General features: G+C 65.5%; 23 protein-coding genes. 8 read left to right on the top strand and 15 right to left on the bottom strand.

The genetic code is table 11. The annotated features are described in order from the left end of the window. From AC4AMJ_RS01015 to AC4AMJ_RS01000, 4 genes are all read left to right on the top strand, one after another. The gene (locus AC4AMJ_RS01015; RefSeq protein WP_489897436.1) at window positions 1-1,509 is read left to right on the top strand and encodes an NAD-dependent succinate-semialdehyde dehydrogenase; all 1,509 of its coding nucleotides are present in this window, start codon (window positions 1-3) and stop codon (window positions 1,507-1,509) included. 50 nt (window positions 1,510-1,559) lie between these two features. After that, the gene (locus AC4AMJ_RS01010) at window positions 1,560-2,753 is read left to right on the top strand and encodes a M24 family metallopeptidase (RefSeq protein WP_489897437.1); all 1,194 of its coding nucleotides are present in this window, start codon (window positions 1,560-1,562) and stop codon (window positions 2,751-2,753) included. Between the two features lie 87 nt (window positions 2,754-2,840). Continuing rightward, window positions 2,841-4,100: an aminotransferase-like domain-containing protein gene (locus AC4AMJ_RS01005; RefSeq protein WP_489897438.1), complete on the top strand. Its 1,260-nt coding sequence runs from the start codon at window positions 2,841-2,843 to the stop codon at window positions 4,098-4,100. 86 nt (window positions 4,101-4,186) lie between these two features. Further along, a complete protein-coding gene (locus tag AC4AMJ_RS01000; protein ID WP_489918550.1) occupies window positions 4,187-5,332 on the top strand; it encodes a M20 family metallopeptidase in 1,146 nt (381 codons plus the stop codon). Window positions 5,333-5,427: 95 nt separating this feature from the next. On the opposite strand, the gene AC4AMJ_RS00995 is transcribed toward AC4AMJ_RS01000, so the two are convergent. From AC4AMJ_RS00995 to AC4AMJ_RS00980, 4 genes are all read right to left on the bottom strand, one after another. Then, window positions 5,428-6,798 (bottom strand): MFS transporter, encoded by a 1,371-nt coding sequence (locus tag AC4AMJ_RS00995; protein WP_489897439.1) that lies wholly within the window; start codon window positions 6,796-6,798, stop codon window positions 5,428-5,430. A 99-nt stretch (window positions 6,799-6,897) separates the two neighbouring features. Further along, complete coding sequence (locus AC4AMJ_RS00990) at window positions 6,898-7,617, bottom strand: GntR family transcriptional regulator (RefSeq protein WP_489916719.1); 720 nt, start codon at window positions 7,615-7,617, stop codon at window positions 6,898-6,900. 24 nt (window positions 7,618-7,641) lie between these two features. Next, window positions 7,642-8,139 carry a DUF3830 family protein gene (locus AC4AMJ_RS00985; RefSeq protein WP_489897441.1) on the bottom strand — a complete coding sequence of 166 codons (498 nt, stop codon included), beginning with the start codon at window positions 8,137-8,139 and terminating at the stop codon, window positions 7,642-7,644. Continuing rightward, window positions 8,136-9,572: an amidase gene (locus AC4AMJ_RS00980; RefSeq protein ID WP_489916717.1), complete on the bottom strand. Its 1,437-nt coding sequence runs from the start codon at window positions 9,570-9,572 to the stop codon at window positions 8,136-8,138. The genes AC4AMJ_RS00985 and AC4AMJ_RS00980 overlap by 4 nt, the downstream gene beginning before the upstream one ends. Window positions 9,573-9,631: 59 nt before the next feature. On the opposite strand from AC4AMJ_RS00980, the gene AC4AMJ_RS00975 reads away from it, so the two are divergent. Together AC4AMJ_RS00975 and sigK are read left to right on the top strand one after the other, a co-directional pair. Continuing rightward, window positions 9,632-10,393, top strand: coding sequence for a maleate cis-trans isomerase family protein (locus AC4AMJ_RS00975; protein ID WP_489916715.1), 762 nt, complete (start codon window positions 9,632-9,634; stop codon window positions 10,391-10,393). Window positions 10,394-10,548: 155 nt separating this feature from the next. Further along, window positions 10,549-11,157, top strand: a complete 609-nt coding sequence (gene sigK / locus AC4AMJ_RS00970; protein WP_489916713.1) for an ECF RNA polymerase sigma factor SigK — start codon at window positions 10,549-10,551, stop codon at window positions 11,155-11,157. Window positions 11,158-11,172: 15 nt separating this feature from the next. On the opposite strand, the gene AC4AMJ_RS00965 is transcribed toward sigK, so the two are convergent. From AC4AMJ_RS00965 to AC4AMJ_RS00950, 4 genes are all read right to left on the bottom strand, one after another. After that, window positions 11,173-11,568 (bottom strand): PPOX class F420-dependent oxidoreductase, encoded by a 396-nt coding sequence (locus AC4AMJ_RS00965; RefSeq protein WP_489897445.1) that lies wholly within the window; start codon window positions 11,566-11,568, stop codon window positions 11,173-11,175. Window positions 11,569-11,573: 5 nt separating this feature from the next. Beyond that, window positions 11,574-12,326, bottom strand: coding sequence for a maleate cis-trans isomerase family protein (locus AC4AMJ_RS00960; RefSeq protein ID WP_489897446.1), 753 nt, complete (start codon window positions 12,324-12,326; stop codon window positions 11,574-11,576). A gap of 75 nt (window positions 12,327-12,401) precedes the next feature. Then, window positions 12,402-12,782, bottom strand: a complete 381-nt coding sequence (locus AC4AMJ_RS00955) for a PPOX class F420-dependent oxidoreductase (protein WP_489897447.1) — start codon at window positions 12,780-12,782, stop codon at window positions 12,402-12,404. 44 nt (window positions 12,783-12,826) lie between these two features. Then, entirely contained in the window at window positions 12,827-13,423 is a 597-nt protein-coding gene (locus AC4AMJ_RS00950) for a DNA-3-methyladenine glycosylase I (RefSeq protein WP_489916711.1), read from the bottom strand. A 280-nt stretch (window positions 13,424-13,703) separates the two neighbouring features. Between AC4AMJ_RS00950 and AC4AMJ_RS00945 the strand changes: the two genes are divergently transcribed. Further along, on the top strand, window positions 13,704-15,338 hold the full coding sequence (locus AC4AMJ_RS00945; protein ID WP_489916709.1) for a dihydroxyacetone kinase family protein: 1,635 nt from the start codon (window positions 13,704-13,706) through the stop codon (window positions 15,336-15,338). A gap of 16 nt (window positions 15,339-15,354) precedes the next feature. Here AC4AMJ_RS00945 and AC4AMJ_RS00940 read toward each other — a convergent pair whose 3' ends face one another. Beyond that, window positions 15,355-16,002, bottom strand: coding sequence for a TetR/AcrR family transcriptional regulator (locus AC4AMJ_RS00940; RefSeq protein ID WP_489897450.1), 648 nt, complete (start codon window positions 16,000-16,002; stop codon window positions 15,355-15,357). Between the two features lie 143 nt (window positions 16,003-16,145). Between AC4AMJ_RS00940 and AC4AMJ_RS00935 the strand changes: the two genes are divergently transcribed. Further along, a complete protein-coding gene (locus tag AC4AMJ_RS00935; protein WP_489916707.1) occupies window positions 16,146-17,690 on the top strand; it encodes an MFS transporter in 1,545 nt (514 codons plus the stop codon). Window positions 17,691-17,856: 166 nt separating this feature from the next. Here the strand turns inward: AC4AMJ_RS00935 and AC4AMJ_RS00930 are convergent, their stop codons facing one another. From AC4AMJ_RS00930 to AC4AMJ_RS00905, 6 genes are all read right to left on the bottom strand, one after another. Beyond that, window positions 17,857-18,726, bottom strand: coding sequence for an IS5 family transposase (locus AC4AMJ_RS00930; protein ID WP_489896485.1), 870 nt, complete (start codon window positions 18,724-18,726; stop codon window positions 17,857-17,859). A 228-nt stretch (window positions 18,727-18,954) separates the two neighbouring features. Then, entirely contained in the window at window positions 18,955-21,507 is a 2,553-nt protein-coding gene (gene clpB / locus AC4AMJ_RS00925; RefSeq protein WP_489897452.1) for an ATP-dependent chaperone ClpB, read from the bottom strand. 272 nt (window positions 21,508-21,779) lie between these two features. Continuing rightward, window positions 21,780-22,649 (bottom strand): sugar phosphate isomerase/epimerase family protein, encoded by an 870-nt coding sequence (locus tag AC4AMJ_RS00920; protein ID WP_489916705.1) that lies wholly within the window; start codon window positions 22,647-22,649, stop codon window positions 21,780-21,782. A gap of 31 nt (window positions 22,650-22,680) precedes the next feature. Then, complete coding sequence (gene iolG / locus AC4AMJ_RS00915) at window positions 22,681-23,691, bottom strand: inositol 2-dehydrogenase (RefSeq protein WP_489897454.1); 1,011 nt, start codon at window positions 23,689-23,691, stop codon at window positions 22,681-22,683. Between the two features lie 56 nt (window positions 23,692-23,747). Next, window positions 23,748-24,824, bottom strand: a complete 1,077-nt coding sequence (locus AC4AMJ_RS00910) for a Gfo/Idh/MocA family protein (RefSeq protein WP_489916703.1) — start codon at window positions 24,822-24,824, stop codon at window positions 23,748-23,750. A 154-nt stretch (window positions 24,825-24,978) separates the two neighbouring features. Next, the gene (locus AC4AMJ_RS00905) at window positions 24,979-26,562 is read right to left on the bottom strand and encodes an IclR family transcriptional regulator (RefSeq protein WP_489916701.1); all 1,584 of its coding nucleotides are present in this window, start codon (window positions 26,560-26,562) and stop codon (window positions 24,979-24,981) included. Window positions 26,563-26,586 lie beyond the last annotated feature (24 nt).

Below are 26,586 nucleotides of genomic sequence, written 5' to 3'. Positions count from 1 at the left end.
ATGACGGCCACCATCTCACCCAGCGACGCCACCCAGAGGATCGCGCGCATCCACACCGACCTGTTCATCGACGGGCAGTGGACGCCGGCCGCCTCCGGCGCCACCTTCGCCGTCGAGAATCCCGCCACCGGCGAGGAACTCGCCCAGGTCGCCGACGGTGACGCCGACGACGCCCGCCGTGCCCTGGCATCGGCCGCGGCGCATCAGGCCGAATGGGCCGCGACATCGCCGCGCTCACGCAGCGAGATCCTTTATCGCGCCTACCAACTCATCATGGACCGGGTCGACGAGATCGCGGCGGTGATGACCGCCGAGATGGGCAAGCCACTGGCCGAGGCGAAGGGCGAGGTCGCCTACGGGGCCGAGTTCTTCCGATGGTTCGCCGAGGAGGCCGTCCGCATCGACGGCGACCACACCACCACCGGCGACGGCGCCAACCGCATCATCGTCAGCAAGCAACCCGTCGGACCGTGCGTGCTGGTGACCCCGTGGAACTTCCCACTCGCCATGGGCACCCGCAAGATCGGCCCAGCCGTCGCCGCCGGTTGCACGATGGTGTTCAAGCCGGCCGAGCTGACGCCCCTGACCGCACTGCTGCTCACCGAGATCCTCACCGAGGCAGGACTTCCCGACGGTGTGCTCAACGTCGTGACCACCACAGACCCCGGCGCGGTCGTCGGCGAATGGATGACCTCCGGTAAGGCACGCAAGGTCAGCTTCACCGGCTCGACGGAGGTCGGCAAGATCCTGCTGGGCCAGGCCGCCGGAACGGTCATGCGCACATCGATGGAGTTGGGCGGCAACGCACCGTTCATCGTCTGCGCCGACGCCGACGTCGATCGCGCCATCGACGGGGTGATGGTCGCGAAGATGCGCAACATGGGACAGGCGTGCACCGCGGCGAACCGGATCTTCGTGCACCGCAATGTCCTCGGTGAGTTCAGCGAGAAGCTCGCGGCACGGATGGGCGCCCTGAAGGTCGGCGACGGTGCCGCCGACGGCACCCAGGTGGGCCCCCTGGTCGAACAGAAGGCGGTCGACAAGGTCACCGCCCTCGTCGCCGACGCCGTCGACCGCGGTGCCCGGATCATCTGCGGTGGTGAGCGTCCCGACGGTGCCGGACATTTCTACCCACCGACGGTGCTCACCGACGTCGATGCCGACGCCGACCTGATGCACACCGAGATCTTCGGACCGGTCGCCGCCATCATCCCGTTCGGCGGCGACGGCAGCGATCCGGCCGCCGACGACGACGAGGTGCTGCGGCTCGCCAACGACACGCCCTGGGGCCTGGTCGGTTATCTTTACACTCGCGACATCGATCGTTCCGACCGGCTTTCCACCGATCTCGAGGTCGGCATGGTCGGGGTGAACACCGGCCTCGTGTCCAACCCCGCGGCCCCGTTCGGCGGCGTCAAGCAATCCGGACTCGGCCGCGAGGGCGGACGGCTGGGCATCGAGGAGTTCCTCGACGTGAAGTACGTCGCGCGCCCCATCCCGAAGCGCTGACCGCGAGAGTCCAGCGCTCACCGACATTCTGACCGACAGGAGACCAGAGGATGTACCTCGGCGCTCAGCTGTTCACCGACAGCGAGTACGAACAGCGCCTGACCCGTGTCCGCGAACTCATGGACCGGCAGGGACTCTCGGCGATCATCGTCACCGACCCCGCGAACATCTTCTATCTGATCGGCTACAACGCGTGGTCGTTCTACACCCCACAGATGCTGTTCGTCCCGATCGAAGGCGAGATGGTTTTCTTCGCCCGCGAGATGGATGCCCATGGCGCACACCGGACCACCTGGCTGCCCGAGGATCAGATCGTCGGCTACCCGGAGAGCTATGTGCACCGGCCGCACGTCCACGCCTTCGACTGGGTGGCGTGGGCGCTGCGCCAACGCCACCTGATCGCACCCGCCTCACGTGCCGGGTCGGTGGGTCTGGAGATGGACTCGCACTTCTTCTCCCCCAAGGCGTACCGGGCGCTGTACAACGCGATCCCGGAATGGAAGCTGGTGGACAACTTCGAGCTGGTCAACTGGGTGCGTTCGGTGAAGTCCGACGCCGAGGTCCAACTCATGCGCCAGGCCGGGATGGTGTGCTCGGAGGCGATGCGTGCCGCCATCGAGACCATCGAGGTCGGTGTGCGGCAATGCGATGCGGCCGCGGCGATCTCGCAGGCCCAGATCACGGGGACTTCGGAGTTCGGTGGTGATTATCCCGCCATCGTGCCGATGATGCCCACGGGCGCCGCCGCCGACACCCCGCACCTCACCTGGCATCAGGGCACCTTCGTCGATGACGAGGCCGTGGTCATCGAACTCACCGGTGCGCACAACCGGTATCACTGCCCGCTTGCGCGCACGGTCTCGCTGGGCTCTCCCTCGAAGGACCTCGACTACGTCGCCAAGGCCACCGCCGAAGGTCTCAACAACGTCCTCGACGTCATCCGCCCTGGTGTCGCCACGCGTGAACTCGCCTCCACCTGGAACTGGACGCTCGCCAAATACGGGTTGGAAAAGCCGTCACGCCTGGGCTATTCGATCGGGATCGGCTACCCACCCGACTGGGGTGAGCGCACGATCAGCATCCGCTCCGAGGACGAGACCATCCTGGAGACCAACATGACCTTCCACATCGTCTGCGGAATGTGGATGGACGACTACGGTTTCGAACTCTCCGAGTCGGTTCGGGTCAGCCCGACCGGCGTGGAGACGTTCACCAGCTTCCCGCGCGAACTCATCCGAAAATGACCCGCTCCCTCACGGCGCCGACTTGCGAACGTCACCCGGCCCCTGAGGCGTCACGAAGGGCCGACCGAAACGAAAGAGGTGAATACCATGACCGCCACCACCGATCCCACCACCCACGACCTGCATGACATCCGACGGTCGGCGCCCACCCTGCCGCTCGCCGGCCGGGCCAAAGACCTTGTGGGGTCCATGATCGACTCCTCGACATCGCTGCTGGCCTCGCAGAAACACGACATCGTGCGCTTCGCGATGGGCTCGCCCGCCGACGAGGCCGTACCGGCCGACGAGTTCCGACAGATCGCCGGCGAGATCCTGGACCACACGTCGTTCACCTACGGCGCCACCGAGGGCGAACCACGGCTGCTGCAGCTGCTCGTGGACTATCTCGCCACCACGCCCGACCCGTCGAGCCACGAACGTCTGGTGATCACCACCGGCGGCATGCAGGGCCTCGACCTCGCCTGCAAACTGTTCGTCGACCCGGGTGACCTGGTGATCGTGGAGTCGCCGACCTACACCAACGGCAGCGCCACCGCTCTCTCCTACGGCGCGCAGCTCCTCGAGGTGCCGACCGACGCCGACGGCATGCAGGTGGACACCCTCGAAGACCTGGTATCGCACACCCATCAGACGCCGAAGGCGATCTACACCATCCCGACCTTCCAGAACCCGTCCGGCGTCACCCTGTCCGAGGAGCGCCGCCGCGAACTGCTGCGCCTCGCCCACAAGTGGGGCGCGATGATCATCGACGACGACCCGTACGGCTTGCTACGGTTCGCCGGCACCGACATCCCCACGTTCCAGACGCTGAGCCCGCAGGACCCGCTGGTCTTCTCGGTGCGGACGTTCTCGAAGATCCTGGCTCCCGGATGGCGGGTGGGCTGGGTGGACGCCGATCCGTCGCTGCGACAGCTGCTCATCAACGGCAAGCAGGCGATGGACACCTGCACCAATGTGCCCAACCAGCACATCGTTGCCGAGTACATCGCCCGCGGCGGTCTCGAAGATCACCTCGCCGGCATTCGCACGCTGTACCGCGAACGCAAGGAGGCGATGATCGACTCGATCAGCCGGCACCTCGGCGATCGGGTCGCCACGACGAATCCCGACGGTGGGTTCTTCCTGTGGCTGACCCTGCAGGACGAATTCGCCGAGATCGACACCCGCGAACTGTTCGAGGTCGCGCTCGCCGACGGCGTCGCGTTCATCCCGGGTCCGGCACTCTCCCCCGGCGGGCGCTTCCGCAACGCGCTTCGCCTGTGCTTCGCGTCGAGCACTCCCGAACGGATCGAGGAGGGCATCCGCCGGCTCACGGCCAGTCTCGAGAAGATGGCTCATACTGGATGACGAAACGTGGTGAAAGAGGTGGCGAGGTGTCCCTGACCGAGGCCGAGGACGGCGTGTTGTCGCACATCAACGCCGACACCGTCGCCATGCTCACCGCCGGCCTCGTCGAGGCGCCCAGCGAGAATCCCGGCGGCACCGAGGCAGCAACCGTCGAAGCACTGGAAAAGGCCTGCCGCGCGGCAGGTTTCTCCGTGGAGACACACGAAGTGGCACCCGGACGGCCGAACCTGATCGCCACGATGACGGGCGGTGACGGGCCCGGCCTGATGCTCCTGGGTCACTCCGATGTCGTGCCGGCGGGTCCGGGCTGGACCGCCGACCCGTACCGGGCGCGCTACTCCGACGGCCGCATCTACGGACGTGGCACCACGGACATGAAGGGCGGGCTGGCCGCCGCCGTCGTGGCGATGCAGGCGCTCTCGCATGCGTCCGCGTACGGTCTCGATCTCACCGGACCGGTGCAACTCGTCTGCACGGTCGACGAGGAGGAACACGGCATCGGGGTCCGTGATCTCGTGTCGCGGCCCACCGAGCAGGCGTTCGCCGGTTGCATCGTCGCCGAGCCCACCGACCTGGAAGTCGTGCGCGGCTGCCGCGGCGCATCGTATCTCGAGATCGACATCATCGGCCGCGCAGCCCATTCCGGCCGCCCGGCCGATGGCCGGAGTGCCATCAATGCTGCGGCATCGATCATCGATCTGATCCGCTTCGACCACGATCAGCTGGCCATGACCGCCGACGAGCTACTCGGCTCCGGAACCTGGAACGTGGGCACCATCCATGGCGGCCAAGGCATCTCGGTGGTCGCGCCGATGTGCAGTCTCGGGATCGACCGACGTCTGATGCCCCATGAGGATGCGCAGACGATCGCTGCCGAACTCCGCGACGCGATCGCGCAGTCCGCCATCGACTCCGACGGGGTCTCGGTGGATGTCCGGGTGACCATGGAAATGCCTGGCTTCGCCACCGATCCGACGCATCCACTGGTCACCACCACGGTGGGAGCCCTCACCGATGCCGGCGCGTCCACCTCCGTCGGCGGGTGGAGCGCCGCGTGCGACGGCGGGTTCATCGATCGCGATCTCGGCATCCCGTCGATCGTGTGCGGCCCCGGCGAGATCCACACCCAGGCTCATCAACCCGACGAGTCCGTCGCGATCGCCGATCTCGACACCGCCGCCCGCGCCTACGCACTCACCGCGCTGCGCTTGCTGGGGCGCGCGTCAGCCTGATCGTCTGACAGACACCTGAGCTGTCGCCGGGCACCTTCCGCGTACGGAAGGTGCCCGGCGACATATGAGGTGGATGCCGGCAGGAGCCAGGCCGACTACGCGGCCATCGCGAGATCTCGTTCCTTCGAGGGCACCTCGGTACCGCGGATGGACACACCTGCGGTCTCCTTGAGGAACACCAACGACACCATGCCGATCGCACACGCGATCATCATGTACAGCGCCGGGAAGAGATTCCATCCCGTGTTGTTCACGACCGCGTCGTTGACCAACGGAGCCGTGCCGCCGAACGCGGCCGTCGCCACGTTGTAGGAGATCGCGAATCCCGCATAGCGCACCTGAGTCGGGAACATCGCCGGGAAGGTCGCGGAGATCGTCGCCAACTGCGGGATGTAGAGCAACCCCAGGATCACGAACCCGATGATGGCCCAGGCGAACCCCTGGCCCATCAGCCAGTACAGCGGTAGCGCCAAGACGAACAGCCCGATCAGCGAACCCCACCACATCGGTTTTCGCCCGGTGCGATCCGACCATCGTCCGAAGAACGGGATCACCGCCATCATCACCAGCTCGCCGATGAGGATCACCGTCGTCCCGGTGTCGGTACTCATACCGATCGTGTTCTCCAGGTACGTCGGCTGGTAGGCGAGCAAGGTGTAGTTCGCCACATTCAGCGCGATGACCATGCCGAACATGGTCAGAACCGGCTGCCAGTACCGCTTCACGAGGTCCACGAGCTCTTCCCACGGCGACCCCTCGAGCTTGTGCTCATCCTCGAGTTCCTCGAACACCGGGGACTCGTCGACCTGACTACGCAGGTACAAACCGACCAGACCCAGTGGGAGCGCGAGGAAGAACGGCAGGCGCCAGCCCCAGGTGGACATGGCGTCGTCGCTGAGGATCAGATCGAGACCCAGCACGACGGCCGAGCCGAGCACGAAGCCGGCGAGCGTGCCGAACTCCAGGAAGCTACCGTATCGGCCGCGCTTCTTGTCCGGCGCGTACTCCGCCATGAACGTTGCCGCACCGCCGTATTCGCCACCTGTGGAGAAACCTTGGATGACGCGGAGCAGGATCAGCAGAACGGGTGCCCACACCCCGGCCACCGCGTGTGTCGGCAGCACACCGATGAGGGCGGTGGCTCCCGAGATGAGAACGATGGTCAGTGCCAGAACGGATCTACGTCCGATGCGGTCACCGATCGGGCCCCAGACGAATCCACCCAGCGGGCGCAGCACGAACGAGATCGCGAAGCCGAGCATGGTGCCGAGTGTGCCCATGTCGCCGGGAAAGAAGGCGTCGGTCAGATAGGTGGCGGTAGCGGCATAGACACCGTAGTCATACCACTCGGTTGCGTTACCGATCGCGGAGGCGCCGATGGCCTTCCGCAGGATCGTTTTCCCCTCTGGGGATTCGGGGTCGGGTCTGATATGAGCAGCGGCCCCTGATGGGCTTGCATTCGTCATCTGTGCCTTCCTCAGGTCGGTTCGGCCAGTTGTCTTGTGCTGTTGTCACATCAGTGGCGTGTACTCGGCAGCGAGTGGGCCACGCGGCATGGCCGCGGGTCACCCCGCCGAGGCGTCGGCAAGATCCGGCGGCGACTCGCCCACGAGGCGAAGCAAACCGTCGTTCATGTGCTCGATCATCAGTGAGTCGGCCGCCGGCGCTTCTCCCGCCGCGATGGCGTCCACCAATGCCTGGTGTTCTTCTATGCGTTCCTTTCCCGAGGAATACGTTCCCCGCATAGCTCGCAGACACATCCGGGTCTCCACCAGGATCGTCTCATGTAGTCGCGAAAGGCGCTGGCTGTGAGCATGTTCCACCAAGGTCTGGTGAAACAGCATGTCCGCCTCGGCCATTTCGGCGCCGTTCGGTTCGTCGATGAACTCGCGCATGTCGGAGACCGCTTCGTTGAGGTCGTCCACTGCCGCTTGTGCTCCGTTGTTGATCACCTGCTGTACTGCCGCGCGTTCCACCGCGGTCCGCGCCACATACATGTCGCGGATGTCATCATCGTCCATCGAGACGACGAACAAACCGCGGTTGCGGTGACTGACCAGCAAACCCTCGGCAGTGAGGCGCTGCATCGCTTCGCGCAGCGGCCCGCGGCTGACCCCGAGGTCTGCGGCCAGACCCGACTCGGTCAGCTGCGAGCCTGGCGGGAAGTCGCCGCTCGCAATCGCGTCGTGCAACTTCCGCGCAATGATTGCAGGCGTCGACTCCTGCACCAGCGGCGTCAGAATTCTCTTCCGCCTTTGGCTACTGCTGTCCTGCGAAACACTCATCGACATTACCTCTTTTTCTTACGCTCATTCACGCGCATAGGACAGTACTTCCCCACGGGCGCCACCCATCCAGACGTCGTTGCAGGCCTCGGCAAACTCCGACAAACCGTCCACGATGGTGCCGAAGACATTTCCGGGAACCCAGCCGACATCGCCGTTGACCAGCAGATTGTTGCGCCCGTAGAACACCGCGAGATCGATCAGCAACTGATGTTCGCCCGGCGCGGAACCCGATTCGTACCCGTAGGCCGGGTTTGTCAACACCCCATCGAATGTGAAATAGCACAAATCGCCGGGAATCGGCGTGACAGTGCTGTTTTCGGCCCCGGGCTCATGCGGCGCGAAGGCCGGAAGTAACGTATAGATCTCATTTCGGGCAAATTTTCCGTGGTACACCTGCCCGCCCAGCGGCAAGGCATCCCATACGGCCGCAGCAGTCCTGGGCGCTTCGTCGTCGAGGAGGCGCGCCACCGCCTTGACACCGCGTTGGGCGAGGCTGACGGAGATGTACCGGTCGGTCATCGAGATCCTTTCGCAATATTTTCGAGGGTGGCGAACGGGGCCGCGGCCTCGTAGGCGGCGGCGACGCGTAGAACCAGATCATCGTTGTGGCGGGCCGCGACGAACTGAACGCCGGTGGGCATCCCTTGCGCCGTCTCCCCACCGGCGAACCCGCTCGGCACGGTGATCGCCGGCTGCCCGGTCAGATTGAAGGGGTAGGAATAGGGAGTCCACGACGTCCAGTCCGAACTCGCTGATCCTGCCGGAACATCTACGCCCGCTTCGAAAGCCACTGTCGGCAGCGTCGGTGTGACGAGTACGTCGAACTGCTCGTGCAGTCGCCCCATCTCGACGCCCATCGACATCCGGAGGGCTGTGGCGTCCAGATAGTCCGCGGCGGAGAAGTCATGATGTCGCTGCAAGGCTTGGGCCAAGCCGCGATCGACCTTCTCGATCGCTCCCGGACCCTGTGCCCGAACAACCACGTCGGCACCACTGAACCACAGGATGTGATAAGCCCAGACCGGGTCCTGCCAGCCGATGTCCACCGTGCTCACCTCGGCACCGAGCGAACCCAAGATCTCGACCGCAGCATCGGTGTTGCGTTGCACGCCTGGGTCGTTCGTTCCATAACCGAGATCGGGACTGTACGCGATCCGAACTCCGGCAAGATCTTTCGGAGCTTCGGCAAGTGAGGCCGCCGCGGAGGCCGTGGGTGTCGGCATGGCCCACCAGTCACGGGAGTCGAAGCCGGACAACACATCGAGCATCACCGCACAGTCGGTGACCGTGCGGGTCATCGGTCCGGCATGCGCGAGCGTCCCGAACGGACTGGCCGGATAGAGCGGCACCCGGCCGAACGTCGGCTTGAAACCGACGATCCCGCAAAACGATGCGGGGATACGAATCGAGCCGCCACCGTCGGTCCCGACCGACAGCGGGCCCAGCCCGGCCGCGACGGCGCCCGCACTGCCGCCGCTCGATCCGCCGGATGTCCGTTCGGTGTTCCACGGATTGCGGGTGACACCGCACCGCAGGCTGTCGGTGACCCCTTTCCACCCGAACTCCGGAGTGGTGACCTTGCCGAGCAGGACCGCACCGGCCTCGCGAAGGCGCGCAGCCGCCGGCGCATCGACGGCCCACTCGTCGTCGTCGGAATGGATCAACTCCGATCCGCGCAGCGTGGGCCAGCCTTTGGTCAGAAACAGGTCCTTGATGCTGACGGGAACCCCGTCGAGTGGACCGCGGGTTCTCCCGGAGGCGTAGCGCTCGGCCGACGCGCGCGCATCACTCAGTGCCGCATCGGCGTCCACCAGGCAATACGCGTTGATCGCCGGGTTGTCGGCCGAGATCGCGTCGAGGATCTCGGAGGTGACGGTGGTCGGTGACAGTGCTCCGGAGGTGTAGCCGGCCACCAGTTCGGCGGCGCTACACCAGCGTGCGGTCGTGTGCATGGGTTCCTTCGGCAAAGCGGCGAGATGTTGGTAGATTGTTGACAATCTACTCGGGAGGTATGCGGGTGACAACCAGAACACCGACGGTCGCGATGCTCTATCCAGGACACGCTGCGGAGGACGACTACCCATTGGCCGAGAGCGCCCTGGGTGGTGCGGCACGTCTACCGGTGATCATCACCGACATCGAGTCCGACGATCACACCGTGGAAGCGATGCGCGCCGTCGGCACCGACGTGCCCCTGCTCGCCGGCGCACGTGAGGCACTCCGGCACGAACCGGGCGCACTGATGTGGGCATGCACCTCGGGCAGCTTCCTGTATGGCTGGGCGGGAGCCCACGAGCAGGTGGCGCGGGTCTCCGAGAGCATCGGGCTGCCGGTGTCCTCGACATCGCTGGCCTTCGCCGCCGCGTGCCACCAGTTGTCGGTGAGCTCGGTGGCGATCGCCGCCACCTATCCGGCGCCGGTCGCGGACGGCTTCACCACTTTTCTCGCCGACGCGGGGATCACCGTCGTGTCCGCGTCCGCACACGACATCGCAACCGCGGGCGAAGCAGGCACGCTTGACGGCGACAACCTGTTCGAGATGGTTCGCTCGGTGAACACCGCTGACGCACAGGCGATCCTGGTCCCCGACACCGCGCTGCACACCATCGGATGGATCGAGGATCTGGAACGAGAGTTCGGCAAGCCGATCTTGACGGCCAATCAGGTCACGATCTGGCAGGGTCTACGGCTGATCGGCGCGGAGCCCGTCGTCGCGGGCATCGGCGCACTGTTCGCGTCGAGTGAGGTCGGCTCGGCACCCGCGGGACCGTAGACCACCGTCGCGTCGTTATCGCTCCGTTATCAATCGTTGCGATCTGGTCGCGGTTACTCCCGCACCCACGCCGGTCGCGGTGCAGATCAATAACGTCTGACATGTCGCATCAGGGAAGTGGCACGCTCATTTCGGCAGTCGGACGGGAGAACCACATGACGGTCCTCGATGGTCTCGCACCGGCGCAACCCGTGCCAACCGCGCCCGATGCCTCGATGGCCGAGCTTCCATACCTGCTCGCCCGGATAGCGGACGGAGACGCTGCAGCGTTCGCACGTCTCTACGATCTCACCGCGGAGCGTATCTACGGCATGGTGTTTCGTGTACTGCGGGATCCGGGTTACAGCGAGGAGACCACCCAGGAGGTGTACCTCGCGGTGTGGCGGCATGCCCGCGACTTCCGTCCCGACCGGGGGTCGGCGCTGTCGTGGCTGATCACGCAGGCCCACCGGCGCGCCGTCGATCGTGTCCGCTCCGAATCGGCCCTGACGCGCCGTACCCTCGCCAGCGGCGCCGCCGAGCTGCCCATCCGCCACGCCGACGAGGTGAGCGACATCGTCGCCGCACGCGCCGCACGCAGACTCGTGCTCGACTCGCTGGGCGATCTCACCGATCTGCAGCGGGAATCGCTGATCTTGGCCTACTACGAGGGCCTGTCCTATCGGCAAGTCTCCGAACGACTTTCGGTGCCGCTGCCGACGGTCAAATCCCGTATCCGCGACGGCCTGAAGAGGTTACGGGCGAGGTTGGACGACGCAGCGTGAACCTGATCGACGCCGTCAGAGGCTGATGGCGAGACCGACCGTCCCCGACTTACCCCTCCGCAGCAGGCTGCCCTTGACCGTCAACCACCCCAGAACGCCGTACTTGCGGATGATCAGGCCACGGGCGCGTTCGGTGCCCGCGTCGTCGAGCACTGTGGCGGTCGCCTCGACCGGGGTGCCCCTGGTCTTCTTTCCGCGCGCATCGCAGGCCTGCACCACCACACGGCTGTCGCGTCGGATCCGCTTCACCTTCCATGAATCCGTCGCGGTCCACATCACCATCCGGTCACCGTCGAGGGCGGCCCACAGCGGCGTCGACACCGGAGTCCCGTCCTTGCGGAAAGTGGTGAGCTGAACGAATTTGGCCTCGGCGGCTTCGCCAAAGGCAGCGGCGGGTATGGAGTCGGTCATGCAGGTCAGGCTACGCGGGCGAACAGCGACTGCCCATCATCGCCGGACAGCGACTCGGTGACGAGGCCGGCATCGGAAAGGGTGGCCCACGCCGTGACCTGATTCGCCGACAGGATGGGCTTACCGAGTTCGGCCTCCATCAGGCCGAGGATCTCGTATGTCCAGAGATTGGTGCAGGACACGAAGATCGCATCGGCATCGGGGTGGTCCGCGGCGCGGATGAGGTCACAGGTGACCGCGTAGGGAATGGTCCAGATCTCGTGGTCACGTCCCAGTCCCGCCTGCGACACCACAGCCCGACCGGACTCGGCGAGGAAGTCGCAGAGCAGCCCGGTCAGCGCCGAGGTGTACGGCGTGGCGACCGCTATCCGTCCGATGTCCATCGCGTCCAGGGCACGAACGAGCGCCTCCGACGTGGTGACGGCTGCCGGCGCGCCGGCAGCGATCATGCAGTGCGACAGTTCCTTCGCGCCGGTCATGCCATAGACGAAACTTCCTGACGCACAGGCGTATCCGAACGCTCGCGGCCCGACGGAGCAAACGCTGCGCACCGCGGCGGCGATCTCGGCGTGATTGTTCAGATCACGGCACAGGTCGACGTCGACCGGGGCATCGATGAAACCCGTCCGAGTGAAGTAGAGCGAGACCGAATCCGGCATCCACCGCCACAGTTCCCGGTCGAGCGCCATGTCGAAGGGGCACACCATCCCGATACCCACCTGTTGCTGTGGGACGCCTGCGACTTCCACCGGTTTCATGCAGGAATGATGACACATTGTCGGATTGTCAACAATCCAGGGGAGGTGACATTTGTGTTACGCAATATTCGCAGGTCAGTCACCGATTCCAAAGGCGATCACGCGCTCCGGATGCACCCGGATCAGCGCGTCGTCCATACCCGATCCGGGCGTGACGCCGCCGACGATCCGCTCGGCGCGGCCGCGTATCTCCACCATCCGTACCCGCCACGGTTTCAGCGACGCGATGTCATCGACGACGAAGGCCACGCGGTCGTTGTGCGCGAGGTTGCGGAACTTGCGGCTCTTCGTCAAATTCCAGCCGCCGATGTCGATGGTGCCCAGGTCCCGGTTGATGCGGTACCCCACGGGGTTGTTCTGCGGTGCGCCGGCACGATCGACGGTGGCGAGTCGTCCGAGCCGTTGGGTCGAGAGGTAGTCGAGGACCTCGTCGTTCATGAGTGTGGTGTCGTCCATGCACCGAACGCTAGGACCTCATGTCGACTTGAAGTCAATCGTCGCTAGCGACGTGGCGCCGACGACCGAGCCTGATCGACTCGCGGACGGATCACGCACTCTTCCGCATGGTCGTTGACGATCCCACTGGCCTGCATCAGCGCGAACATGGTGGTCGGACCGACGAACTTCCAGCCACGCTTCTTGAGATCCTTCGACAGGGCGATCGACTCGGGCGAGGTGGTCTGTGACTGGGGTTCGACAGCAGCCTGCGGCTCATACCGCCAGAAGTAGGCCGGCAACGAACCTTCCTCGTCTATCAGGTCCGCCGCGCGGCGGGCGTTGTTGATGACCGCCTCGATCTTGCCTCGGTGTCGGATGATGCCGGCATCGGTCAGCAAACGCTCGACGTCGGCCTCGCCGAAGCGGGCCACCTTCTCGATCTGGAAACCCGCGAACGCCGCTCTGAAATTCTCCCGCTTGTTGAGGATGGTGCGCCAGCTCAGCCCGGACTGGAAGCCCTCGAGCGCAACGCGTTCGAAGAACGCATCGTCTCCCTCGAGTGGAAAACCCCATTCCTCATCGTGGTAGGTGGTTTCCGGCTCCACGCCAGCCCACCCGCACCGTGTCACGCCGTCATTTCCGGTGATGACAAACGACATGCAGGCTCCTCGTGTTGATCGACATCCGCACCCTACCGCCACCCCCCGACAGCCAGGAGGTTTCATCCACCACGAACACGGCGCGAACCCCGCCACCGACCGAGCAGCGACCAACCGCTCGTCGAGTAGCAACGAACGAGGTAAGCAGCCCAACCACTGCCCGAGCAGCGACCAACCAGTGGTCGAGTAGCGACGAACGAAGCGAGCAGCCCCAACCGCTGGTCGAGTAGCGACGAACGAAGCGAGGAGCGTATCGAGACCCGGCACCTACCCTGGAGACGTGTCCGCTCACGAGTACGTCCTGAACCGGCCCGACACCTTCATCACCGACGCGCTTCGCGGTCTCCTTGCGGCCAATCCGTCGATCGCGTGGGAGCCCGATCCCGGATTCCTGTACCGCCGTGACAGGGACGACGACCCTCGCGTCGCCCTGATCTCGGGCGGAGGTTCGGGACACGAGCCGATGCATTCCGGGATGATCGGCGCAGGCATGCTCGACGCCGCATGCCCCGGTCTGGTCTTCACCTCTCCCAACGCCGTGCAGGTCGTCGGCGCGACCCGATGGGCCGACACGGGCCGCGGTGTGCTCCACATCGTCAAGAACTACACCGGCGACGTGATGAACTTCCGGATCGCTCGACACATGCTGCGCGACGAGGTCTATACCGATCATGTCCTCGTCGACGACGACGTCGCGACCGAGTCAGAATCTGGACCGGGCCGACGGGGCACCGGCGCCACCATCATCGTCGAGAAGGTCTGTGGCGCCGCCGCGGCACGCGGTGACGACCTCGCGCGGGTTGCCGAACTCGGACGGCGAACCGCCGAGAACTCGCGCAGTTTCGCCGTCGCGTATCGGGCATGCACCATTCCGGGTGCTGCCGCCCCCACGTTCGAACTCGACACGGAAGAGATGGAATTCGGCGTCGGTATCCACGGTGAGGCCGGTGAGGACCGCACCGAGGCCATCGCAGCACGCGAGCTCGTGGCGCGCATGATCGATCGCATCGTCGAGTCGCTCGGCCTGGCGGCGGACGACCACGTCATCTGCCTGGTCAACGGACTCGGATCGGCGCACCCGCTCGAGCTCTCCCTCGTGTTCGGCGAGGTCGTCATCGATCTCGATCGTCGCGGGATCACGGTCGAGCGCTCCATGGTGGGGACATTCGTGACCGCCCTGAACATGACCGGATTCTCGATCACCCTCGTCCGGTTCGACGACGAGATCCTCGAATGCTTCGACGCCGACACCAGTGCGCCCGCGTGGCCCTCGCACATCGGTCGCGGGCCGGCATCGGTGTCGCACATCGCGTTCGCCGAGCCACACGACAGCGCGTCCGACGGAGACGAGTCGGCGTGGCTGTCCGAATTCGTTCGGCGCGTGATGGATTCGATCGACGAGCTGACAGCGCTCGATCAGCAGGCCGGGGACGGCGACTTCGGAGCGAACATGAAAGCGGCGCTTGCACATTTCGACCTGCCGCTGCGGGGGTCGGATGCCGAGGTGTCGACGGCGATCAGCACGTCATTCCTGGTGCGTGCCGGCGGTACATCGGGTGCGGTGTTCGGCGTTCTCTTCCGCGGGCTCGCAACAGCTTTCGGTTCGTCTGATGACTTCAGGCGGGCCTTGCGTGAAGGGACGGTGTCTGCCCTGGCCGAGATTCAGGATCTCGGAGGCGCACAGGTCGGCGACAACACCGTCGTCGATGCCCTCGGTCCCGCCGCGCAAGCGCTCTCCGACGATGAGCCGTTGTCGTCCGTGGCCGACAAAGCGGAAGCGGGCGCCGAATCCACCAGGGACACCACTGCTTCCAAGGGTCGTGCCAGCTATGTCGGCGACAATGCCCGCGGCGTCGTCGACCCGGGCGCACTGGTGATCTCGTGGCTGTACCGGGCGGCCGCGTCACGACGGTGACGCAGCGCGAACCCACTCAGACGTTCTGAACGACCTCGCGGAATGTCTCATAGGTGGACTTCAGGGTCTGCGCTGCCACCGCCGAATCGGTCATGGCTCCGGACTCACCGCACCGCCAGGTGTCCATCGAGATGTGCATGAGCGACATGTACACCGCGACGGTCACCCGCACCCGAGGATCGTCGGACGGCAGTTCCATCCGTTCGGCGACCTTGTCGGTGATGCTCCGGAACTTCTTCTCGGCGAGTTCGGTACTGCGGCCACTCACCGACGGCGCCGTCTGAATGATCCGGTTCATGGTCTCGAAACGAGCGAGATCGACAGAACCCGTCGGGCACTCACCGCAGAAGATCTGCATTTGCGCGTTGACGAGTGCCTCGAACGCGTTTCCGGTACGCGGCTGCGCGTCGAGGGATGCGGCCATGGCGGCGATCATGTCTTCGATCGGCGCCAGGATGACGTCCTCTTTGGTCGCGAAGTAACGGTTGAACGTTCGCGGTGAGATGTCGGCGGCATCGGAGATCTGCTCAACCGTCGTCGCCTCGAACCCCTGCGTATCGCACAACTCCAGCGCCGCGGCGATCAGCCGATCGCGCGTCTGTTCCTTCTTGCGTTCACGGAGACCGGCCTTGACCTGGCCCGTTCGAGGTTCAACGGCAGTCACGAGCAGATTGTAACTCGTCTGACGCAGAATTTCTGCGCCTACAGCCAATTGTCTGTATCCGCATTTTGTCTCTTGACGACTTCTGTCTGACTCTGCCATTATTTAAAGGCAGGTCTTACACACCTCTCAGGATCGAGGATCTCTTGACCACCTCCGACACTGCGATCCCGCAGGATCTCCCCCACTCAGAAATCGCATCTCCACCTCGGGCAAACTCACGCCGCTGGTGGGCACTGGGCGTCATCGCCCTCGCTCAATTGATGGTGGTGCTCGACGCCAGCATCATCACCATCGCCTTGCCCTTCGCCCAGACCGACCTCGACATCTCCGACGCCAACCGTCAATGGGCACTCACCGCCTACACGCTGATGTTCGGTGGTCTGCTGCTACTGGGCGGCCGCATGGCCGACTACCTCGGCCGCCGACGGATGTTCCTGATCGGACTCGCCGGATTCGCCGCATCCTCCGCGATGGCGGGATTCGCCTGGGACGGCATGTCGTTCTTCGCCGGTCGTGCCCTGCAAGGTGTGTTCGCGGCCATGCTCGCGCCGGCAGCACTGTCGTTGATCACCGTCACGTTCACCGAACATCGCGAGCGGGCCCGCGCCTTCGCTGTCTACGGAGCGGTGTCCGGCGGCGGTGCGGCGATCGGCTTGATCGCCGGTGGCGCGCTCACCGAGTACTTCTCGTGGCGCTGGACGCTCCTGGTGAACACCCCGATCGCCATCATCGCCGCGATCGGCGGCCTGACCCTGGTGATCCGGGACCGGCCGTCCCCGCGCACCGGCACCTATGACCTCCCCGGTGCAATCACTGTCACGCTAGGTCTCGTCAGCCTCGTGTACGCCTTCACCCGGGCGGCCGAATCCGGTTGGGGCGCAACCTCGACGATCCTGCTGTTCGCGGCCGCCGCAGCACTGCTGGTTGCCTTCGTGCTGATCGAGAGCAGAAGCGCCAGCCCGCTACTGCCGCTGCGCATCCCGGGTGAGCTGAATCGTGGCGGGGCATATCTGATCGCGTTCATCATCCCGACCGCGATGTTCGCCATGTTCCTGTTCTTGAGCTTCTACTTCCAGAACACCCTCGGCAACACGCCGCTGAAGGCGGGCGTCCTGTTCCTACCCTTCCCAGCAGCACTGATCATCTCGGCCGGAGCGGCCAGCTCACTGCTCCCCCGGTTCGGACCACGACCGTTGATGGTGATCGGCACCGTGTCGGGGATCCTGGGTTACCTGTATCTGGCGCAACTGGACTCTAGCTCGACCTGGCTCTCACACATCCTGCCCAGCGAGCTCCTCATCGCCCTCGGAATGGGTCTGGTGTTCGTGTCCATGCAGTCCGTTGCGTTGCACCGCATCGACGAACGGGACGCCGGCGTGGCCAGCGCATTGGTGAACACATCCCAGCAGGTCGGTGGTTCGGTCGGCATCGCACTACTGAGCACGATTGTGGCGCAGGTGTTCTCCAACGACCACCGCAGCGCCATGACGGTCGACCAGGCCACCGGGCAGACCGTCCCGGTGAACCCGCAAGACTTCATGTCGGCGAGCATCCACAGCTACGACGTCGCATTCTATTGCGGCGCCGGGTTCATGGGCCTCGCATTGCTGGTCATCATCGGCATGATCCGAATGGGACGACACGAGTTGGGCGACGAACCCCAGAACGCGGCCGTCGTCGCAGCCTGACGACCCTGCGAGCGTCACCCACCCGCTCCCTGAGGAGCCTGCGAGGATGCGTCACCCACCCGCTCCCTGAGGAGCCTCCGAGCCTGCGAGGATGCGTCACGAAGGGCGCCCCTTCGTGACGGTCCTCCGCTAGCGCTCCGGACCTCCTCAGAGCGTGTTTGAAAACTCAGGCAAGTTTGGCCAGTCGTCGTGACATGGTAGCGATGAGGGCGATGTACACCATGTTTTCGTGGTGGTCGGGTCGGGTTTCGTAGTCGCGGACGCAGCGGCGGTGTTTGACGATCCAACCGAAGGTGCGTTCGACGACCCACCTGCGCGGTAGGACGTGGAATCCAGTCATGTCGTCGGTGCGTTTGACGATCGTAACGGTTAGTGCCAGAACGTTTTTCGCCCAGATAAGCAGTCTGCCGCGGTAGCCGCCGTCAGCCCAGACCATAGTGATGGTGGAGAACTGGGCGCGCAGCGCGGCCAACACTCGGGCACCACCGTCGGCGTCCTGGATGTTGGCGACGTGGACCACGATCGCCAGCAGCAGACCGGTGGTGTCGACGGCGATGTGGCGTTTGCGTCCGTTGACCTTCTTGCCGGCGTCGTAGCTGCGACTGGCACCGGGCACGGTATCGGCGCCGGGGATCGATTGAGCGTCGATGATCGCCGCGGTCGGCAGCGGGTTGCGGCCGTCGGCCACGCGCAGCATGTCGCGGAGGCAGTTGTGGATGCGGCGCCACGCTCCACTGGTGACCCAGCGGTGGAAGATCGCGTAGACGGTCATCGCGGGTGGGAACTCCGAGGGGAGTTGTCGCCAGGCGATACCGCCGCGGACAACATAGAAAACGGCGTCGAGAACGGTTCGGCGACACCATTTCTCGGGTCGGCCACCGCGTCCTGCGGTGTTCCCGGCCGGTGGCAGGAGCGGTTCGAGGACCGCCCACTGGGCATCGGTGACACTGGAGGACGGATATACCTCGCACCGATGACCAGACCCGTGGGTGGGGGTCGGGCAGGACGGGCACGCACCGATGGGTGATGATGGCATGGTGAACTCCTGGTGAGTACGTGTTGTTAGCACTCACTGACCTACCAGGAGTTCACTCAAATCCCATCCGTCACACGCCGCACATCCGAGTTTTCAAACACGCTCTCAGGGATCGGGGGACGTCAGCGGGCTTGCCAACGTCACCCACCGCTCCCTGAGGAGCGAGCTTGCCGACGTCCCCCACCGCTCCCTGAGGAGCGAGCTTGCGAGCGTCACGAAGGGCCCGGATCAGCCGATGACCAGCGACTCTCCGTCGGCACCGACATTTACCGGAACCACGTCGCCGTCGTGGACATCGCCGGCCAGCAACGCCCTCGCGAGTTGGTCGCCGATGGCCTGCTGCACCAGCCGCCGCAGCGGACGGGCCCCGTAGAGCGGATCGAAACCACGCTCGGCCAGCCACTCCTTGGCCTTCGGTGTCACCGCGAGCTCCAGTCGACGCTGTGCCAGACGCTTGCCCAACTGTGCCAACTGGATGTCGACGATGGAGACGAGTTCCTCCGGGCTCAGCGCGTCGAAGATCACGACGTCGTCGAGCCGGTTGATGAACTCCGGCTTGAAGGCCGCGCGCACCGCCATCATCACCTGGTCCTTGTCGCCACCCGAACCGAGGTTCGAGGTGAGGATCAGGATCGTGTTGCGGAAGTCGACCGTTCGACCCTGACCGTCGGTCAGACGGCCCTCGTCGAGGACCTGCAGCAGCACGTCGAACACGTCCGGGTGGGCCTTCTCGACCTCGTCGAACAGCACCACCGTGTACGGACGACGGCGGACCGCCTCGGTCAGCTGGCCGCCGGACTCATAACCGACGTATCCCGGAGGTGCACCGACAAGCCTGGCGACACTGTGCTTCTCGCCGTATTCGCTCATGTCGATGCGAACCATCGCACGTTCGTCGTCGAAGAGGAACTCCGCCAATGCCTTGGCGAGCTCGGTCTTACCGACGCCGGTCGGTCCGAGGAACAGGAACGAGCCCAACGGGCGGTTCGGATCGGCGACACCGGCCCGCGCCCGACGCACCGCGTCGGACACCGCCTGCACCGCCTCCTTCTGGCCGATGACCCGGTGTCCCAGTTCATCTTCCATCCGCAGCAGCTTGGCGGTCTCACCTTCGAGCATGCGTCCGGCAGGGATGCCGGTCCAGGACGACACGACCTGCGCGACGTCGTTCGGTCCGACCTCTTCCTGCAGCATCACATCCTGACCCGGATCGGTGCCGGTCTTCTCCACCGCGGCAGCCAGTTGCTTTTCCAGCCCCGGGATCTTGCCGTAGCGGAGTTCGGCAGCACGGCCGAGGTCGCTCTCGCGCTCGGCGCGATCCGCCTCACCACGAAGCCGTTCCAGCTCCTCCTTGAGGTCGCGGACCGCGTCGATGGCAGTCTTCTCCGACTGCCACCGCGCCGAGAGTTCGTTGAGCTTCTCCTTCTGGTCGGCCAGTTCGCCGCGCAGCTTCTCCAGACGTTCCTTCGACGCGTCGTCGGTCTCCTTCTGCAGGGCGACCTCTTCCACCTCGAGTCGACGCACGATGCGCTCGACCTCGTCGATCTCGACGGGGCGCGAGTCGATCTCCATCCGCAACCGCGAGGCGGCTTCGTCGACGAGATCGATGGCCTTGTCCGGCAGGAAACGCGAGGTGATGTAGCGATCCGACAGCGACGCCGCCGACACCAGCGCGGAGTCGGTGATACGCACGCCGTGGTGCACCTCGTAGCGCTCCTTCAGTCCGCGCAGGATGCCGATGGTGTCCTCCACCGACGGCTCCCCGACGTAGACCTGCTGGAAGCGCCGCTCGAGCGCGGCGTCCTTCTCGATGTGCTGGCGGTACTCGTCCAGCGTGGTGGCGCCGACGAGTCGCAGCTCACCGCGGGCGAGCATCGGCTTGATCATGTTGCCGGCGTCCATCGCGGAGTCACCGGTCGCACCGGCGCCGACGATCGTGTGCAGCTCGTCGATGAAGGTGATGACCTGTCCGGCCGATCCCTTGATCTCGTCGAGCACGGCCTTGAGGCGCTCCTCGAACTCGCCGCGGTACTTGGCACCCGCGACCATCGAACCGAGGTCGAGCGAGATGACCGTCTTGTTCCGCAGCGATTCCGGTACGTCACCGGCGATGATGCGTTGGGCCAGGCCCTCGACGATCGCCGTCTTGCCGACGCCGGGTTCACCGATGAGCACCGGGTTGTTCTTGGTGCGCCGAGACAGCACCTGGACGACACGGCGGATCTCGGTGTCCCGTCCGATGACCGGGTCGAGTTTGCCCTCACGCGCAGCCGCGGTCAGATCGGTGGAGTACTTTTCCAACGCCTGATAGGTCTGCTCGGGATCGGCGGTGGTGACGCGCGCATTGCCGCGCACGGCGACGAATGCCTCGCGCAGTGCCTGCGGCGTCGCACCGACGTTGGCCAGGAGTTTGGCGGTGTCGGAATCGCCGGTCGCCAGGCCAACAAGGATGTGCTCGGTCGACACATATTCGTCGCTGAGCTCACCGGCAAGCTGCTGAGCTGCGCTGATCGCCGCGATCGACTCGCGGGAGAGTTGCGGCTGGGCGCTGGCGCTGGCCACCGTCGGGGCGCGGTCCACCAAAGCCTGGGCCTGTGCGCGAACCGTCGACGGGTCCACCCCGACCGCCTTGAGCAGCGGCGCGGCGATGCCGTCGGACTGATCGAGCAGGGCCACCAGGATGTGAGCCGGACGCACATCGGAATTCCCAGCACTGGCCGCCGCCTGCACGGCAGCACTCAACGCTGCCTGCGTCTTGGTGGTCGGGTTGAAGCTGTCCACTCGCGTGTACCTTTCTCTTTAGTCCAACAGACTCAAGTATGAGCCACTCGAGAGGTGCAACGCCAGTAAAGTTGAGTGCATTCCACTCAAGTCTTGGCTAGGGTGTGATGACGGTCACATTCTAGCGTCTCCTGTAACTCATTGATGCCTGCCCGGTTCCCCCGAATCCGGCGCATCCACACACCGACGGGTTGGCCCGGCCGCGGCCCGGGTGTATCCGATCATCGTGTGGCAGGTGTCCGCCTGGACGGGCACACCTGCCACACGCATCCTCAGTTCAGCGCCTTGGCGATGACGTCGGCGGCCGTTCGTCGCGCACGCTCGAGTGCGGTCGTCACGTCGAGCGTGCGGAAGTCTTCAGAGATGATCTCGACACCCCATGGGCCGCCCCATCCGATGTCGGCGAGCGCCTGGATCAGTCCGATCAGATCGAATGACCCTTCACCGCAGAACAGTCGCCGATCCCGGGTGTCCTCGAACAAGGTGCCGCGCACGGTCTCGGCCGCATCGTCGAGTTCGACGCCGAAGAGAATGTCCGAGGTGAGCGACGCCCGGAGATCGGCGATCGAGGTGCCGGCTCGGAACACATGCCAACTATCCACGAGCACACCGCAATTGGGTCGGTCCACGGCCCTCACGAGGTCGGCTGCCATCGGCACGCTGGACACCATCGAGAAGGGCATCGCTTCGATGGCCAGGCGGATTCCACGGGCGGCTGCATCGTCGGCGAGATCACGCAGGGGCGAGACGAGCGGGTCGATCGAATCCAGCGCGGTCCCGAACGCGGTGCCGATCTTGATGTGGCCGGCGCCCAGATCCGCGGCGGCCCCGAACAGCAGTGTGCGCACGTCATCGGAAGCGGCGCGTTTGTCGCCGGTCTCCCACCAGTCGGTGAGCAACTCGACCTCGACGTGCCGCAGGCCCGCGCCACGGATCGCTTCGCCGAGTGCGCCGAAGCCGGGTTCGTCGCGCAGAACACGGAGATCATCCTGAGCGATGCCGATGCCGGCCCATCCGGTGTCGGCGATTGCCTGGATGCGTTCGGCGATGGGGATCGGACTGACTTCGCTGGCCTGGAGCGGCTTGACGTTGCCGGCACTGGTCCAGCAGGTGGCGAGGAGTTCGATAGAGTTCGAGGACATGGCGTCGCTGAGCTTTCTGTGCGTGGTGGAGTCAGGCTTTCGGGATACCGATGGTCGTGCCGGTCGTCGCCGATTCAAGGGCGGCGTCGGCGAGTGCCAGTGCGAGCAGGCCGTCGTCGAAGCCGGGTGAGCACGGTTTCCCGGTACGGATGGCGGCGACAAATGCATCGAGCTCGGCGCGGTAGGCGGCCGCATAGCGTTCCAGGAAGAACGGGAAGTACGGCTGCGCTTGTTCGGTGCCGGTGGCGTCGTATCGGCGCACGGTGGTCGGCGTGATGTTGCCGGCCGACAGCATGCCGGTGGCCCCGAAGGCCTCGAGTCGCTGGTCGTAGCCGAAGGTGCAGTGACGTGAGTTCATGATCGTCACGATCTCGCCGTTGCTGCCGCGCAAAGTGACTGTCGCCGAATCGAAGTCGTTGAGCTCGGCGATGTCATCGCTGAACACGTTGGCGCCGACGGCGGTGACCTCGACGATCTCCGGAACGAAGAACCGTGCGATGTCGAGGTCGTGAATCGTCATGTCGCGGAAGATGCCGCCGGACGCCTCGATGTAGCCGCGTGGTGCGGGTTCGGGATCGCGGCTGATCACGATGAGCTGTTCGAGCCGACCGATCGCACCCGAGGCCACCTGTTGCTGGATGGCGGCGAACGCCGGATCGAAGCGGCGGTTGAATCCGAGCATGATCGGTACGCCGTGCGCGAGGACCGAGTCGCGGCATTCGCGCACCGTGTTGATGTCGAGGTCGATCGGCTTCTCGCACAACACTGCCAACCCTTTGGCCGCAGCGCGTGACATGAGATCGACATGGGTGGGTGTCGGCGAGGCGATGACGACTCCGTCCAGCCCCGGCTCCGCCAGCGCGTCCTCGGGATCCTGGACTGCGCGAGCACCGGTCGCCGCGGCGAGGGCTTGTGCGCCATCGAGGAACGGGTCGGCGACGACCGCCAGTTCGACGTCCGGGTTTTCAGCGATGCTGCGGGCATGGACGTGGCCGATGCGGCCCGATCCGAACAGGGCCAGGCGCAGCTTGTCGTTCGACATGGGTGATCCTTTGCAGTGCAGGGGCGTTGGCCCCGGAGTGACGTGTGAGTTGGCGACTACAGATCGATGCCGGCGCCTCGGTCCGCCGACGACCGATAGCAGGCGTCGATGATGCGGGCCACGGTGAGCGCATCAGAAACCGGTGACACGATCGGGGCGCCGGTGCGGATGCTGTTGATCCAGCCCCGCATCTCGGTGTGGAAGTTGCTGATGTTCTCCAGTTCGGGCAGTTCGGAGAACCTGTTCGCCTCGGTCCGGGCGAACGGCGGTGTGAAGTAGCTCTGCGTCCACTCGGTCCACCCCGCCTGGTAACCCTCGCGTGCCTCGTCGACGAACACGCGCAGCCGCTGCGGGAGCACGCCGGCCTCGATCAGCCCGTTCGTGCCGTGGATCGTGATGTTCGAGCTCTCGAACCATTCCAGGCGGTCGTGGCCGTCGAAGCTGAATGTCGTGGACATGTCGGGGTAGTTCAACAGCACCGCCGCGGAGTCCTCCCGGCTGGCATCGTCGGAGAGCTTCGACGACTTGTGCACCCGCGCGTTCACCGAGTCGGGAGCGCCGAAGACGTGCACCAGCGCATCGAGCATGTGGCAGCCGAGAATCCACAACACGCCGCCCATGTCATTGGGCTGATTGAGATGCTGGGTGAGGTGCTCCCCGGCCAGCGCCGCGCCGCGCGCGGAGACGCTGACGACGTCACCGATGACGCCCTTGTCGACCAGGTCCTTGGCGCGATTGATCGATTCGGCCAGGCGCACGTTGTAGCCCACCTGCAGGACCAGGCTGGCAGGCGCCCGCAGCTCCGCGTCGCGGAGCTGCTCGAGGTCGGCAACGGTGCCGCCACCCGGCTTCTCGACGACGACCGATTTGCCTGCGGCGAGCGCACGCAACGCATGGGGCACCATGTCCCGGCTCTTGGAGTGGACCATGATCGCGTCGATCTCGGTGTCGCCGAGGATGTCGTCGATCTCGCGTGCCTCGAGGTCGTACTTGTCGGTGAAGTACTTCAACCGGGAATCGTCGTCGGCGGCGGCGATCACCTCGACACCGTCGATCTCCCACAGTGCCCGCACCCGGGCCGACGCATGGGGATGAGTGATACCGAGTAGGCCTACGCGAATGGTGTCGGACACGGTGTGGTTCTCCTGTCTGGCAATGCTCTGGGCTATCTGCCGGTTACCTCTGTCGGGTCCGAGCAGGTGGTGAGTACATGTCTGCGGCACTTAGCCCGCTCGACTATCACCTAGTGGACATCTCGTCCAAGTGTGGCATGGGGCACGTCGCGGGTCAAGACGATGCCTCGGACACGGCCGGATCGACCCAGCCGAGATACCGCGAGAGTTCTCGGGCGCCCCACTCAACCAACTCGGATACCGACCGGCCCTCGTCCGGCTCCGCGAGGATGCCCTCGCGGAGGCCGCTGACCGACAGTGACGCGGCGACACGGCCGTAGTGGTCGAATATGGGCGCGCCGACGGCTGCGATACCAGGGGTCACGGTGTTGTCACTGACCGCGAGCCCGGTATCGCGCACCGCTTCGAGCTGTGCATACAACTCCGACCGCGACACGGCGTCGCGGCGCAGGTCATCGCTCGACGCGGCGATCGAGGCGTACTCGTCCCAGGCCTCCTTCTCCTCGAAGGCGAGCAGCGCCCGTGGGGCGGCTCCGACGTGCAAGGGAAGCGAGCGTCCCAGCTGCAACACCGTGCTGTTCACCCGCACCCCGTCGATGCGCTCGATACAGACGGCACGTGGGCCGTTGCGCACACACAGGAACGTGGTCTCACCGGTGGCTCCGTGGATCTCCTCGAGAATCGGGCGCGCAGCCTTGCGGATGTCGAGTCGTCGAACCAGCTCCGAGGCCAGGGTGAGGACCTTGCCCCCCACCCGATAGGCACCTCTGGGGGTGATCTGTTCCACCCAGCCGAGGTCCACCAGAGACGCCAGCATCCGATACACCGAGCTGGCCGGCTCGTTCGTGAGTTCGGTCAGTCGGGCAGAGGTCGCAACTCGTTCTGCGGCAAGGGCTTCCATCAGCGCCCCGGCTTTGAGGATCAGGGCAGGCGAGCGTGGGCCGCTGCGTTCGGCGACAGCGGCCGCACCCGGCCCGCCGCGTGGCACCGGCGACGAAGGCCGGCCCATCGACTCGGCGATCGCGCGTGCCGCGACCTCGAGGACCTGCGCCGCCGACTCGGCCTGCGGGACGATGCTGGACCGCAGACCGGCGACCGAGATCACGCCGACGACCTGGTCGTCACGGCGTACGGGTACCGCCACCGATGCGATACCGTCGACGATCTCGCTGTCGGTGACGCTCCACCCGCGCGTCACGGTGAGCGTCAACCGAGCGCGGAGATCGTCGACGCTGGTAGGTGTGCGGGCTGCCAGTGGTTCGAAGCCGGCCGAGGCCAGCCACTCTTCTCGGACCGCGTTCGGCGCGAACGCCAGGGCCACCTGCGATGCCGCGCCCGCATGCGGTGGTAGCACGCGGCCGGGCTCGAGGTCGCGCAGGTCCACGACCGCTCCGCCCTCCTGATCCAGGCACAGCAGGCCGCCGGGCCCCGGAACTGCGAAGTACGCGTTCATACCGACCTGTTCACGTACCCAGCGCAAATGCTTGTGCAGGTCGCGCCGGTCGACGAAGGCCTCGACGACGGCGTCGCCCCAGCGCAGCAACCCCGGGCCCAGTTCGAGTCGACCATTGGCGCCACCGCGGACGATCTCCAGCTGCTCGAGTGCGGCGGCGATCCGGTACACGCTCGGCCGGGGCTCATCGACGGATTTGGCCAGCTCAGCAGGGGTCGACGGGCCCGAGCGGGCGAGTTCGTCGATGATCTGACCCGCCTTGGTGAGCAATTGAATGGAGTTCACTGCGCCTCATCCCTGAAGTTGTCG

The sequence above is a fragment of the Gordonia sp. LMA484 genome, assembly GCF_058129505.1.
The sequence above is the reverse complement of the archived record's forward strand: the minus strand, read 5'-3'. Positions and strand labels throughout refer to the sequence as shown.